This window comes from Paenibacillus terrae (genome assembly GCF_005217525.1).
GTDB lineage: Bacteria > Bacillota > Bacilli > Paenibacillales > Paenibacillaceae > Paenibacillus > Paenibacillus terrae_C.
Map to the genome: position 1 here is coordinate 1 of NZ_PNXQ01000018.1, position 16,244 is coordinate 16,244.

Annotated in this window: 16 protein-coding genes and 2 pseudogenes; 6 read left to right on the top strand and 12 right to left on the bottom strand. The window is 45.6% G+C overall.

The window, feature by feature from the left end:
- The 3 genes and pseudogenes from C1I60_RS24625 to C1I60_RS26390 all read left to right on the top strand — a co-directional run.
- Positions 1–668: deaminase domain-containing protein (locus tag C1I60_RS24625; protein WP_289306543.1), on the top strand; the 668-nt coding region annotated here is incomplete at its 5' end.
- Between the two features lie 226 nt (positions 669–894).
- Positions 895–996, top strand: a pseudogene (locus C1I60_RS26385) (transposase); the annotation flags it as partial.
- Positions 997–1,207: 211 nt separating this feature from the next.
- Positions 1,208–1,450: a hypothetical protein gene (locus tag C1I60_RS26390; RefSeq protein WP_353505577.1), complete on the top strand. Its 243-nt coding sequence runs from the start codon at positions 1,208–1,210 to the stop codon at positions 1,448–1,450.
- A 580-nt stretch (positions 1,451–2,030) separates the two neighbouring features.
- On the opposite strand, the gene C1I60_RS23405 is transcribed toward C1I60_RS26390, so the two are convergent.
- From C1I60_RS23405 to C1I60_RS23425, 5 genes are all read right to left on the bottom strand, one after another.
- Positions 2,031–2,912 (bottom strand): carbohydrate ABC transporter permease, encoded by an 882-nt coding sequence (locus C1I60_RS23405; RefSeq protein ID WP_137063910.1) that lies wholly within the window; start codon positions 2,910–2,912, stop codon positions 2,031–2,033.
- 58 nt (positions 2,913–2,970) lie between these two features.
- Positions 2,971–3,852 carry a carbohydrate ABC transporter permease gene (locus C1I60_RS23410; RefSeq protein ID WP_137063911.1) on the bottom strand — a complete coding sequence of 294 codons (882 nt, stop codon included), beginning with the start codon at positions 3,850–3,852 and terminating at the stop codon, positions 2,971–2,973.
- Positions 3,853–3,878: 26 nt separating this feature from the next.
- Positions 3,879–5,222 (bottom strand): extracellular solute-binding protein, encoded by a 1,344-nt coding sequence (locus C1I60_RS23415; protein WP_137063912.1) that lies wholly within the window; start codon positions 5,220–5,222, stop codon positions 3,879–3,881.
- 138 nt (positions 5,223–5,360) lie between these two features.
- Positions 5,361–6,161, bottom strand: coding sequence for a response regulator (locus tag C1I60_RS23420; RefSeq protein ID WP_044648728.1), 801 nt, complete (start codon positions 6,159–6,161; stop codon positions 5,361–5,363).
- A 2-nt stretch (positions 6,162–6,163) separates the two neighbouring features.
- Positions 6,164–7,924, bottom strand: a complete 1,761-nt coding sequence (locus C1I60_RS23425; protein ID WP_137063913.1) for a cache domain-containing sensor histidine kinase — start codon at positions 7,922–7,924, stop codon at positions 6,164–6,166.
- Between the two features lie 314 nt (positions 7,925–8,238).
- Here C1I60_RS23425 and C1I60_RS23430 point away from each other — a divergent pair, with 314 nt between their 5' ends.
- Positions 8,239–8,610: a DUF6713 family protein gene (locus tag C1I60_RS23430; RefSeq protein WP_137063914.1), complete on the top strand. Its 372-nt coding sequence runs from the start codon at positions 8,239–8,241 to the stop codon at positions 8,608–8,610.
- 258 nt (positions 8,611–8,868) lie between these two features.
- On the opposite strand, the gene C1I60_RS23435 is transcribed toward C1I60_RS23430, so the two are convergent.
- Positions 8,869–9,315, bottom strand: coding sequence for a VOC family protein (locus C1I60_RS23435; protein ID WP_137063915.1), 447 nt, complete (start codon positions 9,313–9,315; stop codon positions 8,869–8,871).
- Between the two features lie 122 nt (positions 9,316–9,437).
- Here C1I60_RS23435 and C1I60_RS23440 point away from each other — a divergent pair, with 122 nt between their 5' ends.
- Positions 9,438–10,376 (top strand): helix-turn-helix transcriptional regulator, encoded by a 939-nt coding sequence (locus C1I60_RS23440; RefSeq protein WP_137063916.1) that lies wholly within the window; start codon positions 9,438–9,440, stop codon positions 10,374–10,376.
- A gap of 66 nt (positions 10,377–10,442) precedes the next feature.
- On the opposite strand, the gene C1I60_RS23445 is transcribed toward C1I60_RS23440, so the two are convergent.
- From C1I60_RS23445 to C1I60_RS23455, 3 genes are all read right to left on the bottom strand, one after another.
- On the bottom strand, positions 10,443–11,309 hold the full coding sequence (locus C1I60_RS23445; RefSeq protein ID WP_137063917.1) for an SDR family oxidoreductase: 867 nt from the start codon (positions 11,307–11,309) through the stop codon (positions 10,443–10,445).
- A complete protein-coding gene (locus C1I60_RS23450; RefSeq protein ID WP_170970888.1) occupies positions 11,306–11,815 on the bottom strand; it encodes a hypothetical protein in 510 nt (169 codons plus the stop codon). The genes C1I60_RS23445 and C1I60_RS23450 overlap by 4 nt, the downstream gene beginning before the upstream one ends.
- Positions 11,816–11,927: 112 nt before the next feature.
- The gene (locus tag C1I60_RS23455) at positions 11,928–12,491 is read right to left on the bottom strand and encodes a MarR family winged helix-turn-helix transcriptional regulator (protein WP_137063918.1); all 564 of its coding nucleotides are present in this window, start codon (positions 12,489–12,491) and stop codon (positions 11,928–11,930) included.
- A 204-nt stretch (positions 12,492–12,695) separates the two neighbouring features.
- Between C1I60_RS23455 and C1I60_RS23460 the strand changes: the two genes are divergently transcribed.
- On the top strand, positions 12,696–13,889 hold the full coding sequence (locus C1I60_RS23460) for a glycoside hydrolase family 5 protein (protein WP_137063919.1): 1,194 nt from the start codon (positions 12,696–12,698) through the stop codon (positions 13,887–13,889).
- Between the two features lie 202 nt (positions 13,890–14,091).
- On the opposite strand, the pseudogene C1I60_RS23465 reads toward C1I60_RS23460, so the two are convergent.
- The 3 genes and pseudogenes from C1I60_RS23465 to C1I60_RS26035 all read right to left on the bottom strand — a co-directional run.
- A pseudogene (locus tag C1I60_RS23465) lies at positions 14,092–14,325 on the bottom strand (endonuclease V); the annotation flags it as partial.
- Positions 14,326–14,661: 336 nt separating this feature from the next.
- Positions 14,662–15,678 (bottom strand): ROK family protein, encoded by a 1,017-nt coding sequence (locus tag C1I60_RS23470; RefSeq protein WP_137063920.1) that lies wholly within the window; start codon positions 15,676–15,678, stop codon positions 14,662–14,664.
- Positions 15,675–16,244 (bottom strand): heparinase II/III domain-containing protein (locus tag C1I60_RS26035; protein ID WP_252361854.1); only part of this gene is annotated, 570 nt, incomplete at its 5' end. The genes C1I60_RS26035 and C1I60_RS23470, both read right to left, overlap by 4 nt.

Sequence of the window (16,244 nt, forward strand, 5' to 3'; positions counted from 1 at the left end):
GAAAATTCAAAACAAATGCCATACGTCTCCCGACCAATTTTGAATCCTTGGGTAGTTACTTGCAGAGCGTAGCCCGAAAGATGAATATCCGTATAACTAAAAGATCACCGATCCTCGCAACGGCTGGAGGTCATTATAAGTTTCATGATCTGGGTCCTGATGTCCCTCGTTCCAAAGCGGGTGCGAAGGTTTCGCCTGAGAGACAAAAACAGATTGATGCGTTAGAATCAGGGGAGTACACGGGTAAGAGCAATAAGGGGACGGGGAAAGAGCCTGATGTAAGTTATGGAAAAGTATATCCAACAAGACAAATTGATTTAGAGGCAGAAGGTCATATTATCGATAGAGTAAGAGATTTAAGAGGTAGACTCTCTAATAGACTAAAAGAAGATGGGAATTTTGCATACTCTGAAGTGGATATACCAGGAATAGATAAAAAAGAATTCTATGCACACAGTGGCTTGAATGGAGATAATAAAGCAAAGGACTATGCGGATTTCTCAATAAAGCCAACAAAAAAACCTAAATATGAGGCCACTAAAGCACCTGATAAAAGTGGGCGTATTTATAAAAGAGACATGGACACCGAATATAAAATATTAAATGATCGAAGATATAGGACAACAATTATCGGAAGACGAGAAAATAGACTTAACTTTACGCATTAAAGATGTACTAAGTAAGTTAAGTGTGGTTTAATAAAAATCAACTCCCCCAACGAGTTGAATGCTACTTGTTGGGGGAGTTTTTATGTCTCTTACTAGGGCGTATATTCAAACTACAGAACAAAGTTAAATCGTGGTAAATTAGAAGTATGAAGAGACGATACGAAATTCAAGATGATCCTTGGAAAAAGATTAAAGACGTGCTACTACCGGAACGAAAAAACAAGAATGTCGACCTGGAACAGACAATCGGTTAATGCTCAACGCGATGTTGTGGATCGCCCGGACAGGAGCGCCATGGCGTGATATGCCAGACTATTATCCTTCCTGATCTCGGTATACACCCGGTTTCGTCGCTGGCAAATCTCCGGTATCTGGGATCGGGTTTTAGAACATGTTTCGATGGAACCTGACTTCGAAAGTGTAATGATAAATGCGACGATCATTCGTGACCATCAGCATGGAGCCGGGGCAAAAGGGGGCAGTATTTCCAGACCATCGGAAGATCCCGAGGCGGACTGACCACTAAAATTCACGCCGTTGTGGATGCTTTAGGCAATCCGTTGCGCTTAGAGTTGACGGCCGAACAACGTCACGACTCGGTCGTGGGCTATGAAATGCTTAACTCGATAGGTTTAACCCAAAAACAAGTTTTGGCCGACTGGGATTATGACACGAATCGGATTCTTAAACTCCTGAAAGAGCAAGAGGCGGCTCCAGTGATTCCCAGTACCGTCGAGTACAGCGAAAATGGGACAAAGAAATCTACAAAGAACGGAATTTAGTAGGAATTATTTCCCTAAAAAAACCAAACATTACCTTCGCCTAGCGACTCACTTTGATAAATTGACATGTACCTTCAAGACTTTTTTGACGTTGGCATCGATTATGATCTGGCTTGCCTAGGTTTGAATACACGCCCTAATAAATCAAACATTTAATAAATTATTCAAAGCTTATTCCTACATAATTACGGTAGGGATGAGCTTTTTTATTAAATAATGACTTGCCCCTCCCCATTAGAGTTAACACGGGAGGGGAAGCACTCAATGTCAAATTGGCCAAATTGGTTTCAAGAAGCACTACGCCAACGTCTTTATCAGTTAGAATTAGCCAGTGAGCAACAGGCTATCAGCTAAGTCAGAACAAACAGAGTCCATGTATATCACAGATATCTACAAAATCCACTTTTTCATTTAAACCTGCTTTAATGTTTAAATCAGGACAGAATCATTCATGTATTTTCTTCAACTCAAGCTAGACTCGCATAAAAATGCACCCCCTAGCATACATCGGACAAACCAGGAGGTTTATTCCAATATCTATTCTAGAGGGTGCTCTTCAAATACAGCAAGGGAATTTGTTTTACCCTTTTACCGACCCGGCTGCGATTCCTGCAACAATCCGGTCACTCATGATGAGGAACACCAGCAAAATGGGCAAAATGCTGATCATCAACGTAGCTCCGATAGCTCCCCAATCGGTCGTATATTGTCCAATAAAGTTCTGAACGCCAACAGTCAGCGTTTTGTTTTCGTCCGAGCTAATGAACGTATTGACGAAAATAAATTCATTCCAGTTGTAGATCATGTTAATAATGGATGTCGTTGCCATGACTGGGGTCGTCATGGGCAGCACAATCCGGAAGAACATCCGGTTGACAGAGCAGCCGTCCATAACCGCTGCTTCTTCCACTTCCCGCGGCAGGGCGTAATAGAATCCCAGCAAGATCATCATCGTTGTCGGCAGGTTAAAAGCAACATACGACAGGATGATGGACAGCGGCGTATCGGTCAGATGCAGCTTGAGAAACATACTGAACAACGGAATCAAGGTGGCATGGACCGGAATCATCAGTCCGACCATAAAGAGTCCGAGGACCAACTGGCTTCCTTTCCAGCGCATACGTGTAATCGCAAATGTTACAAAACTAGCCAGCAGCACCGTCAGTGCCACAGATATGACCGTAACCAACACACTATTGAAAAAATACCGCCCGATATTGCCGCTGGTCCACACATTCACATAGTTTTCCCAATGCGGCTGGGACGGGAGTGCAAACGGCGGAAGATTAAACACTTCCTGATTATTTTTAAGCGAGAAAAGCATCAGCCACAGCAGCGGTAAAAGCTGCGTCACCGCCAAGATGATCAAAAGTGTATACAAAGCGGCATAACCGACCCGAGTTAACATTCTGCCGCGGGTAGCGACTCCAAGCGGATAGCTGGCGGCTGCCTGGGTTTTCATATCCGTTCCTCCCTCTTCCTGTCCTTTGTTATCCACTCTATCTATTCACATAACCGTATTATGAATACTGGATTGTGTCGCCAGAAGCGGTAGCCTTGCGAATCAGCCACGTAGCGACCAGACAGATGAACAGCAGAGCAAAGGCTGTAGCGCTTCCATATCCAAAATCAAAGCTGCGGAACGCCTGATGGTACATGTAAGAAGCCATCACTTCACTGGCTCCGTTCGGCCCACCGTCAGTCATGACGTAGATGAGGTCAAAATATTTGAGCGAGCCGACAATGGACAATATAATCGTAACGTTAATCACCTCGCGCAGCAGAGGCAATTTGATACGAGTGGCAATTTGCCAGGCACTGGCTCCGTCGATCCGAGCAGCCTCCACCAGTGTTTCGGGAATGTTTTTCAGCCCGGCATAATAGATCAGAATATAAAAGCCTGCATATTGCCAAATAATCGGGATGAACAGGGCAGGCAGCACCAAAGACGGATTAGCCAGCCATTCAGGCGGGTTGTGCACTCCGACCGACGTCAGTAAGGAATTCAGCACTCCATTCGTCGGATGATATATTTTGAGCCACAATTGCGCTATAGCTACAGAAGACAGTAGCATTGGAATCAGATAAATTTTTCGCAGCAGATTCGCTCCCTTGATTTTCCCTGACAAAATCATCGCAATGACCAGATAACCGATCAGACTGACGCCTGAAAACAAGGCCAGCAACAGCGAGTGCCAAGCACTTTGCCAGAACGCCGTGTCTGTGAACAAATGCTGATAGTTGTCCAGCCCTACGAAAGTCATAGAGCCTATGCCATTCCACTGATTCAGGCCGTAATAGGCGGTGAGCACAATGGGCACATAAATCACAGTGAGTAACAGCAGCAGGGAAGGCAACACATACAGAGCAATGACAAGCTTATTGGACATGACCTTTTCCACGACCGGACCTCCTTAGGTGGTCAATTTCAATTTCCTTTCTCGATGGCAGCCTTATGCTGGTCGGCAAATTGTTGCGGTGTAACCGCTTTGCCAAACAACGCCTGAATCATATTCAAATGTACCTGCGCCGCATTCGGCTTCATCTGTACATCGGCGAACAATGTAATGCTGCTGGCTTGATTCAGCTCATTCAGCAAATCGACATACAGCTTGGGCAAGCTTCCTTTGGAGGTGTCCACTTTCGTCGCAGGAATAACTCCCGCCTGCGTTACCGATTGCTCCCCCCACTTGACTACGAAATATTCAACGAAAGCTTTGGCCTCTTCTTTCACCTTGGAATTTTCAGAAACGAACAAGCCTACTCCCGGTCCTCCGACCCAGCTATTCACGTTGCCCTTGCCGCCTGCAACCATCGGAAATTTAAAAAAGCCAATCTGATCCTTAAATGCTTGCGGGATAGCGGGATTGGTCGTAAAATTAGGCAATTCCCAAGTACCCATTAAATACATAGCCGCCTTGTCGTTCATAAATTCGGATTTTCCTTCATCATTGGACAAGCCGTTAAATCCTTTGTTAAAGGCATTCATATCCACGAGCGTCTGAATTTCAGATGCCGCCTGAATTAAACCAGGGTCATCGAACGAGCCTGAGCCGTCAATCGCCTTTTTCAGTGTATCGTTACCCGCTATACGGTCCGCCAGATACAAATACCAGAGCGAGCCAGTCCAGCGGTCTTTATTGCCCAATGCAATCGGTGCAACTCCATGATCCGCAAGTGTTTTCACAACCTGCTTAAATTCGTCATATGTCGTAGGCACTTTCAGGTTGTATTTTTGAAATATGGCTTTGTTGTAGTAAATGGGTGAAATGTTCAATTCAATCGGAAGCGCATACGTTTTTCCGTCCAGCGCATAGGCTTCGGTCGTTCCTGGTACGAATTTGTCCTTTAGCTTGGAGCCATTCAACAGTTCATCCATTGGCGTAAATAATCCGCCTTTAACGTAAGGCTCCATAAAGCCCGCTGCCCAGGTGATGCCGATATCCGGCAATTCATTGGAAGCCGACAGCACTTTGAGCTTGTTTTTGTATTGTTCATTTTCCAGCACTTCCTGCTGAATGATGACATTCGGATGATCCTTTTGGTATTGATCTATAATTTGGGTCACAAGCTTGCTCTGCTGTGCCGAGCTTCCCTCTGGCCACAGGTGCATCATTTTGAGCGTAATCTTCCCGCCTTCTCCATTGGAACCCCCTTTGCCATCCTTACCAACACCACAACCGGATAGCACCAGCATCAATGATAGCATCAGGGTCAACCCAGCAACCCATTTCCGATGTGAGCGCTTACGTAAACCATACTCGTTGGACATCGTTAGACCTCCGTTTTTGTAATTTAATTTTTTTGTAACCGTTATCATTTGTAAGTTTAGCACTCCATTCCAGCTTCCAACAGGGTACGCTGATTGGGTATAATTCCACTTTTATTGGGTTATGAGCTGCCTATGCTGTCAGTGAATATCCTCTGGCCCTTTACGCATCTGCTGCCTGTAGCGGCTGGGACTTACCCCCTCGGTCGCTTTGAACACTTTAATAAAATATTTATCTGTCCGGTAGCCTGAACGCTCTCCGATTTGCGCAATCGTTAACTGGCTATGCAGCAGCAGCTCCTTGGCCCGTTGGATCCGCAGCCGATGCAGATATTCGCTGAAGGACAAACCGATTTGCTCCTTGAACAAAACACTGAAATAGCTGGCATTCAGGTGTACATGCGCGGCAGTCTGCGCCATCGTAACGGATTCGTGAAGATGCTCCGCCATATAGATAAAGGCACGCCGTATCGGATCACTAAGAGTAGCCGCTTGGAGGTCAAGCTCTAGCAGAACAGGGTCAGCCAGCTTTTCGAGCTTCTCATACCGCTGTCTTTCCTCCTCCAGCCGGAGCGCTTCATCTACCGCTTTCAGCAACTCCTGCTTATCAATCGGTTTGAGCAAATAATTGACAGCTCCCAGGCGAAGAGCCTGCTGGACATAATCAAACTCTGCATAGCCCGAGATGACAATGATCGCCGGCCGGCGTGAATCCCGTTCCAGGGAACGGATTAAATCCAGTCCGCTGAATTCCGGCAACCGGACATCTGTAATCAGCAAATGAACCGTTTCCGCCCGCAGCATCTGTAATGCTTGCAAACCATCTGCCGCTGTCACAATTCTGTATTTTCCGGCGGCCCATTGCTCCAGTGTCTGGTGTATCCCCTGACGTGTTCTCTGTTCATCGTCTACAATGACAATGGTTTTGGATGAAGCATTCATTCCTACCGCCCTCCATATTCATCAGGAATTTCAAAAGCGACCACGGTTCCTTCCTGCGCAGCACTATGTATCAGCACTCCGTCCGTTGGATCAGATACACTGCCATAATAGAGGGCAAGCCTGCGCTGCACATTAACCAGTCCGATACCTGTCCCCTTGCTCTGGCAGGCGGCCCCCCCTGCCAGCGCTGCACGCACAGCCGCAAGCTCCTCCGGTGTCATGCCAGGTCCATCATCTATGACCGCGATCTTGGTCCAACCCGGTTTTACTGCAGGAGTGACACGGACTTCAACACGGCCGTTGCCAATGCGATTTTCGACGCCATGCAAAATGGCATTCTCCAGAATCGGCTGGATCAGCAGCTTAGGAAGCGGAATTGAGGCCGACTCAGCAGGCATATGAATTTGCCAGCTCAGACGTTCACCCAGACGCATCTCCATCAGTTCCAGATAACGGCGAACTTGTGCCATTTCTTCCTTGAGTGTCACCCAAGAGTCATGGTGAGCCGGTTCAATAATATAACGAAACAGCCGTGACATGGACACCATTAGCCCGGCAAGCTCCTCCTCTCCTTTTTCCTGTAGCGACCAGTTGAAGGCATCCAGCGTATTAAAAAGAAAATGCGGGTTGATCTGTGCCTGCAGCGCTTTAAGCTCGGTTTGGCTTTGCAAAACCTCCTTCTCGCAAATGACACGGATCAATTCATTAATGTCAACAATCATCGTGTTGTACTCTACATTCAATTCCCGCAGTTCGACCGCTGATGCCGGTTCTGGATTCAGGGTCAATGCCCCTTGCCGTGAACGACGCATCGCCTGAATCAAATGGCCTATCGGTCTGGTAATCAACGTAGACAGCATAAAGGACATGAACAGGAATAACACGGCACCAAAGGAGGCGGAGATGATAAGTGTAGTCCGTAAAACTGTAATTCCGTCTGTGACGACGCTAACCGGAATCAGGATTAGCAGCGACCAGCCGGTTCGCTCGGATTGCTGAATCGCCTTCACATATTCCCGCTCTCCAATATGAACCGTCTGTGTCTTGCTGTGCAATATAGCTGACAAATCCGTCTGGTTCAAGGGTTCACCCGACAGCAGCTGGCCCTGACGATCTACAAGCAGCATGGTTTCATCCGCTTCTTCATTGACCGCTGACGCATCATTCAACCTGAAATAACTGCGCTCCATGCGGGTAATCAGATATCCTCCACGCGAAAACCAGCGATCCACCAGGCTCACCTGCCGAATCGCCAGCAGCGACCGGGAGTCCTCGGGATCAATGCCGATCCAGACTAATCTTCCTTTCATCTGATTCGCTTCCCGGATGTCCGTCTGTCCGATGCGGTCCACCAGACTGCCCTCTCTAATCGGAAACAACATCTTCCCTTCGGCGGTATACAGCTCCAGCGAGCCGACACTCGGCATATAAGCCTGATAGCTATGCATCATTTGCAGTAGTGATTGACGCTGCCGAAAAGACACCTTCCCCCCGTTGCGCTCCTCCAGTAAAATATGCTGAACAGACGGATGATTCGCCACCTGCTCCGTCAGGCTGTCCATCTGGCCGATCAATGCATCCAGCCTGCCGCTTGCTTGTACCGCGGTCTGACCAATATGCCGCTCGGCACTGTTTTTCAACAGGTGAGAGACATTGAGGTAAATGAACGCCCCCGCCACACTCATCATAATGAGCATTACCAATATAAAGCCGATAAAAATCTGATTACGTAACGTGTTTAAAGGTTGGAACCTTGAACGCATATGCCTTCTCCCCCTGGACCATCGCAGCAAAATGGGTAATGATAACGTTTTCTATTTCTCTATTCTATCGCATCGCTCCCCTTTGTTGTCGTATTATTAGCAGAGATTAATCAAAATGGACAGGAATGATATGAAATAGAAAGGTTGTAGGGTAATTGAGAAAATGAGGATACTCCCTGGAACCATTACGTTCGATAACACAAGCAATAATATTTTTAGCCGCAGGCAGTTATACATATTAAAAAATTCCATATTTTTTAGGTTTATTTGCTACACTGTAGTAGCATGGAGTTATAAAATTGTGGGAGGTTTATATGCCAGATTTTTTGCTTGTGCTATTCTTGCTTAACTTATCTTTATTTCTTTTGCACGAAATGGATGCGATAAGACATTCTGAGTGGAGATTGTTTATCGTACTGAAAGATATGGAAGATTCTAAAGCCTATAAAGTCTTCACATTTATTCACCTTCCTCTTTACACAATAATACTATCTTTACTTTTCAGCCAATATCAGACAATTATTTTTTGGATTCTAGATTTATTTTTAATCATCCATGCAATCCTGCACCTATTTTTTGAAAAGCACCCCCGTAATGGATTTAAGAATACGTTCTCTAGATCAATTATTTATCCAATGGGAATTCTTGCGGTAATTCATTTATTATTACTATTTATGATTGAGTGAATGCGAACACAAAATGTTTGAAGTTATTACTCTAACGGGAAACGTTAAGATTAGTTTAATAATCACGTGACCGCCTATACCTAATGGCGGTCATATTTTTGTTCAAGAATCAACAAAGTACGATAACAAACCCAACAACAAAAAAGAGGGGCTCGCTGCCCCTCATTACCAATTCCGCCAATTCATTATGCTCCCGCACTAAATCGACATGTGTTGAGATGACTGGGAGTGCAGGCTAGTAAAGGAATTGTTTTTTTATTATAATCGATCATCAAACATTAATTGTATTTGAATACCGAACGGGTCTTCAATAATACCGTATGCTGTACTGAACACATTATTAGATAATGGAACAATAATTTTCACTCGATCATCTGTAATTAAGCTATTATAAAAATGCTCTATTTCTTCCAAGTCAGCACTTTGAATACATAATGAAGTGTTATTACCAACTGTATATTCTTCACTGTTATTCAGTGTATCTTCTGCTACCATTATTTTTGTACTTCCGATTAATAAGACAGAGTGAGAAATATAATTCTTATTTTCATCAGTAAGCTGGATGGAGCTGTCACGTTTTGCTAGGTCTTGATAGGTAACAAGTAACAATTCCTCTGCGTTAAAATGGTTTTTGTAGAAATGTATAGCTTCTTTTGCCTTTCCGTTCATTGATAAGAAAATAGCTATTTCTAATGTTCTGCTCATGCTACCAATCTCCTTTTATATAATGATTTTAGGCAAATATCTTATACATTTGATATATTCCCTTAAACTCATTATCATATATAAAGGTATCAAAATATGACACCTTTATAAGGAGATTTATTATGAAGAAATCAGAAAGATTAAATGACATGATAAGATACTTAAACAGTCGAGAGTTCTTTAATTTACAAGACCTGATGGATAAATACAATATTTCAAAAAGTACGGCGCTGCGTGATATTAGTTCATTGGAACAGTTAGGTATGCCTATTTTTTCGGAGCATGGCAGACATGGACGATATGGTATCTTAAAAAACAGATTGTTATCCCCTATTATTTTTACTATGGATGAAGTGTATGCTCTGTACTTTGCAATGTTGACGCTAGAATCTTATCAATCAACGCCATTTCATTTAAGTGTTAATAAACTAAATGAAAAGTTTGAAAACTGTCTTTCTAGACTACAAATCGAGCAGATTCATAAAATGAAAAAAGTCCTACAATTTGAAATATATCAGCATCATAATAGGAGTCGTTTTTTAGATCAAATTCTAAAAAGCATTCTTAATGAGAGTAACTGCAAGATTCAATATTTAAAAAATAACCAGAAAAAAAGTTACCATGTTCAATTTTTCAAAATTTCCGCTAAGTTTGGTCAATGGTATGCTACTGGAATAGAGTTAAATACGGATAAATATAGAGTTTTCAGATGCGATCGAATAACTTTTATAGAAGAAGAGCAAATCAAATCTCACTTTTCTATAGATGAACTCATTAGTCGTTCATTAGAAATGTATCAATCTGAGAAAAGTATTGACTTTGAAGTAGAGATTCTAGAACAAGCAAAGGATATTTTTTATAAAGAACATTATCCTTCTATGAACATAGAACATGGTCATAAAACAGTCATTAAAGGATTCTATAATCCAGGAGAAGAGGAGTTTATAGCCAACTATTTTATGAGATACGGTAATTCTGTTAGATCAGTGAAGCCTCAATCATTAAAGCAAGCTATTCAAGATAGAGTAGAGAATCTCTTAAATCACTATCACAAATTATAAAATACCATCGATACTGATGGACAAATGCCACTGTAGAAGGTTGAACTAATCGGATGAATTCCTCCTCTACCTGAAGTTTTCTGCATACTCATGCAGAAAAGCGTCTAGCTTGCGGGGCTCTCTACCGAGCAAATGCTTTACAATGTCCGTTGGTCTTTCCGGAACCACCGTAGACATAGTTTGAATTTCCACAACGTGGTTCGCAAGCCAAGGAGGCATATGCCCGTGCTCGATGAGATTGCGGAGTAGTGTTTGGGGCTCCATATTGATATAGCGTATCGGCCGATCAAGCAGGATGGATAGTTTACTCGCGATCTGAGGATAGCTAAAAATATCCGAACCGGTAAGCGTATAGATTTGGCCAGATACCTCTCGGTTGGTCAGAACTTCTACGGCAACATCTGCGATATCGCGACAGTCAATGAAGTTGCAGGGTGAATCGCCCATGCAGCCGAAAAAAGCATTTTGGGTTGTGACCGTTGGTGCAAAACGCAATAAGTTTTGCATGAACGCATAGGGGCGTAACACGGTGTTGGTGATACCCGATTCGCTAAGGATTTTCTCGATTTCGTAATGCCAGCCCGCCACTGCTACTGGAGAGCTCTTCTCAAAGGCAGGGCTGGATATCTTTACGATGTGCTTAATGCCAGCTTTGACGGCAATCTGAATAATCGAAGTTTCTAATTCAATTTGTTGTGGACTATTGGACATTGCAAGAAAGAGCTGGTTAGCTCCTGCAAAGGCGTGGCGCAACGATTCTGGGTCGGAAGCATCTGCCGACGCGACCTCGATCGTCGACCGGCCTTTATCCCCGATCTGAACACGCAACTTATCAGGCTCTCTGCTCAGCGCCCTGGCGGGCACGCCAAGATCTATCAAACGTTTCAAAAGCGCACTACCTATCGTACCTGTTGCTCCAATAATAACTATCATCTTTTATCTTCTCCTTTAAATAAAAAATTTGTTGTAACAGCAAGACGCCACCGCCATATCACGATCGTGCTTGCTATGAGTCCAGATAACGGGAAATCGATCCAAACACGATCCACCCAGGTCAAGTAATCTCTCGGAATAATAATTCCCAGTAAATCAGATGTCACCCATGCAGCGAATAGGCCCAACAAAGCTCCCGCCAACGCAAACATTCCTACCACAACCAAGCGAGGTGCGCTAATGATCCACTGTTTACTGCCTCCTCGGCTACACAGCCAAAGGCCAAGAATTAAAGCCACCAAGGCCGATGTTCCGCCGATTGTGGTCAAGGCCCCTATTTGGAGCCCTTTGTCATTAGAGACCAATCCCCCGATACCTGCCATAATGGCAGGAGCAACATAGGCCATTACAACTTCACGCCACAGTACAAAAGTCTTTGCTCTGGAACCAGCACCCTTGATGCCGTAAACACCATCTGTCTGATTCGGATAGTTTATCTTGTTCATTTAGTTGCATCCATCCTCTTTTCTTTTAAATGGTTCAGCAATGATTTTAGCTCTACATAATTAGGGAGCTAACTATATAAGGATGAAAATAGGCTAGGTTCACTAGCCCGTTCTACTCATTACTGATGTGATCCTTTGATCCGCCTGGTTCCTCCGTAAGTGCTGAGATGCCTTGTGTAACTCGGCCGAGCAGCTCAAGAAATACGCTTCGCTCCTCGATACTGAGTGAACCCACCATGGCTTCCAGCCGCGCAAAATGTTCGTGAGCCATTTCACGGAGCTTCTTCGCTCCTTGCTCTGTCAATTTAACCGCTTTCTGACGGCCATCAACTGAACTTGATCGCCGGGAAACGAAGCCATCTCGCTCAAGAGTATTGATAAGACCAGTCACTGTAGCACGTGTTACACCTAGATGCTCTGCCAATTGCGAGGGCAACACTTCTCCTTCGTTATCTTCAAGATCAGCTAATAAACGGTACCTCCCTGTAGATAAACCAAATCTGGAGAAATGAACCTCCGAAGCATGACCAAGCTTGGCTCCCGCTGACATCAGCCTGGACGCGACAAGCACAGCCTGTGCATCTACGTCTAGATTATAACGATCAATCTGACGTTGGGATTGTACAAGCGAGGGAATAGCATTAATGTCTTTTATTACTTTATCATCGTTGTTCATGTTTTTAGTATGGATCCTAATTACTTTTGTGTCAACACATTTTTTACAGAGTCGTCCACACCCCCAACAAACAAGCCAAGAAACTATTAATAAGAGCATTCCTTATTTATATGAATTTTATGAACTTGTTTGAAGGGATATTTGAACATAAAATGAAATTGTAATCGGTTACAAATATACTCAAATAAAGGAGGAAGCAAAAACATGAAGAAAAAAGGGATGAAAAAGACATTTTTCGTCATTGCCTCCCTCGTAATGAGCTTTTCACTATGTGGCTATACTCCCGCTTCGGCAGATGCAGCCAGTGTGAAAGGATATTACCACACCGCAGGAAGCAAGATTGTTGACGAATCCGGGAAAGAGGCGGCTTTTAACGGCCTGAACTGGTTCGGTCTGGAAACCTCTAATTACACCTTGCATGGACTGTGGAGCCGTTCAATGGGCGACATGCTGGATCAGGTGAAGAAAGAAGGCTACAATCTGATCCGTCTGCCTTACAGTAATCAGTTGTTCGATTCTGGCTCCCATCCAGACAGTATTGATTATTACAAAAATCCTGACCTTGTAGGATTGACTCCGATTCAAATTATGGACAAGGTGATCGAAAAAGCTGGACAACGCGGTATTCAGATTATCCTTGACCGTCACCGTCCAGACTCAGGTGGACAATCCGAGCTGTGGTACACGTCCCAGTACCCTGAGACTCGCTGGATCAGTGACTGGAAAATGTTAGCTGAACGTTATAAAAACAATCCTACCGTCATCGGTGCAGATCTGCACAACGAGCCACACGGTCAGGCAAGCTGGGGGACCGGCAATATCTCCACAGACTGGCGTCTGGCGGCACAGCGCGCTGGGAATGCGATTCTGTCCGTGAATCCGAATTGGCTGATTCTCGTCGAAGGTGTGGACCACAATGTACAAGGCAACAATAGCCAATACTGGTGGGGTGGCAATCTGACAGGTGTAGCCAACTACCCTGTTGTTCTGGATGTACCGAACCGCGTCGTATATTCTCCGCATGATTACGGCCCCGGTGTGTCCTCGCAGCCATGGTTCAACGACCCGAACTTCCCGTCCAACCTGCCAGCCATCTGGGATCAAACCTGGGGCTACATCAGCAAGCAAAACATAGCTCCGGTGCTGGTCGGTGAATTTGGCGGTCGTAATGTCGATATGTCCTCAACTGAAGGTAAATGGCAAAATGCACTCGTAGACTATATTCGTGCCAACAATCTGTACTTTACTTACTGGTCCCTGAATCCGAATAGCGGCGACACAGGCGGGCTGCTGCTGGACGACTGGGTTACCTGGAATCGTCCAAAACAGGATATGCTGAGCCGGATTATGAAGCCTGTCATCTTCGCAGCGGAGCAAGCGACAGCAACCGCCGAATAAGCCTGTCATCCATGCATCGCAGGTGTATGATAGCAGCCCATCTTTCAAAAGCTTATTCCCACTCAAGAGATGAGTCAGGAATAAGCTTTCTTTTACATAGAATCTGATTTTTTATTATTAAACATATTATTCTATTGTTTATAATGTTTAGGTATAAATTTACAGTATTCAAATACATTTTCATTGTTATAAATCTCAAAAACTAATTCTTTTGCTTGTTATTCAATTCATATAAAGCTCTATTAACAAGTTGATCAGCTTGGCGAGTTGTTTCAGGTAAACGGTATCGAGGAGAAATCTTTAATATCCATTCACAGGCTGTAGCTAGTGATATTCGATGACCAATAGAAACAAAGATCGGTTTGATATGATTCTGTGTTCTAAGAACACTCCCAATTTCCTCATCACTATCGACAAGAGGAGAACGCTCTCCCCTCATTTTTCAGCCCCAACAACAAGATCGTACAACACAGCCAAACAAAAACAACTTGCCATCCCAATCGTTCGTACAACAAAAAACCGTTGCCCGGTTGATGATGCAGAGCGTGCAATCATGCACACTTACCATTCAACTGGAGACGGTTATTTGTCGGTACTCTAACTTTGCAGATAATCCCTCACATGGGCGACCGCTATTTCAGGCATTTCCGACCCTTTTATCGACTATCACAAAGACGTTGAAATGACTTTGAAGCAGACTGACCTATCAGGTTGGCCCGAATTTGTACAAAATAGGCCTCCCCATAAATAACGGGGTGCGTATTGCAGGAGCTTAAGCATCCATCAGCCGCCCACTGCCCAGGAGCGCTCTCCTGATGGCCTCGACCGCTCCAATCGCGCCCGCTTCGTTGCCGAGTGCCGCCTTGCGAATGTCCACAGCAACAGGACTTAATGCGCAGACACGTTCGGCCAATTCGCCAGCATATTCCGCATTTTTCTCCACAACGCCGCCACCCAGCACAACAAGCTGTGGATTAAGCGTGATGGTCAAGTTGGCGATGGCAACGGCCATCAGATGATAAGCCCGGTCCAACACGCGGGCCGCGAGCTGACTGCCCTCTGCAGCCGCCGCGAAGACATGCTTTGCCGTGACCGAACCGCCAGCCGCCTGCAACGCGAGAACCGGACACAGCTCCCCTTCTTCCAGACAACGCGCCGCCTGTAGCCCGATACCAGTACCGGAAGCTTGGTTCTCCAACGCTCCAAACCTCTCCAAGATGCCGCTTGGCCCTACAGCCAACGCCCCTCGGTCCGGCTCAATCACCAAATAACCAATCTCCCCGGCGGAGAAGGCCGCTCCTCTATAGATCTGCCCATTCAGGTACAACGCACCGCCGATGCCAGTGCCGACCGTGATCATTACAAAATGCTCACAGCCAGCCGCTGCACCCTTGCACTGCTCCCCAAGCGCCGCCATGTTCACATCATTGTCCAGCACCACGATTCCTTCATAGTTGTGCGCAATCCACGGGCGAATATCCTCTGCCGCCCAGTCCAATGCAGGTGCGCTGGACAGAATGCCTGTCTGCTCGTTCATCACTCCCGGCAAGCCGATACCCACTCCAGCCAGTTTGGAAAGTTTGGTTCCATGGGCTTGGCAAAATTGCCCCAACTCGGCAAACAGCCATTCCATAAAGCTTTTCGGGTCCCTGCTCAGCTGCGTATCGAGCTTGCGTTTGCCGCGAATGCTCCCGTCCTCGCTGGATAGGCAAAACATGGTCTTGGTGCCGCCGACATCAATTCCCGCGATCCAGGCGGTGGATGCGCCCAGTTCAACATCGGAAGTCATCCATGATCCCTCCATTCCAGCGTGGTGCCATCCATTATGATGGTTCCGATGGCGGTACCATACACATAGGACACCTCGACCCGCTGAAGCGCAGGATCGATCTCGTACGCAGTCAGGCGGAGCGGCTCGCCGTTATCGGCCGAATCCTCCGGCAGACACACCGTAAGGATGCCTGCTTTTCCTGAAAAAGCGGCTTGTGCCTGTAACACAGGCGTCTCCGCCTTGGAGCCGTATACTTTCGATACCCAGCCCTGCTGTTCGCTGACCGTGAGGCGCCCTTCCGTCAACCCGGCTGTTGTCCAGTGTATAGCGAGCTTGACAGAAGAGCCTGGATAAACCAAGGAAGCGGAAGCACCCAGACTACCCGTCTTGCCCGCTAACAGTTCTACTACAGCTTCCGGGTGTAAATGAAACCGTTGCTCCATTTCATGCTCCGCTTCGGCTTCCAGCCAATCTGCTAACAGCATGATCGGAACCTCCGCGCCGAGCAACACCCATCTACGATGTGTTACTGGATCGGGCAAACGAGTATAACCGTCATGGGAAGCATCGATGAAGTGATAACG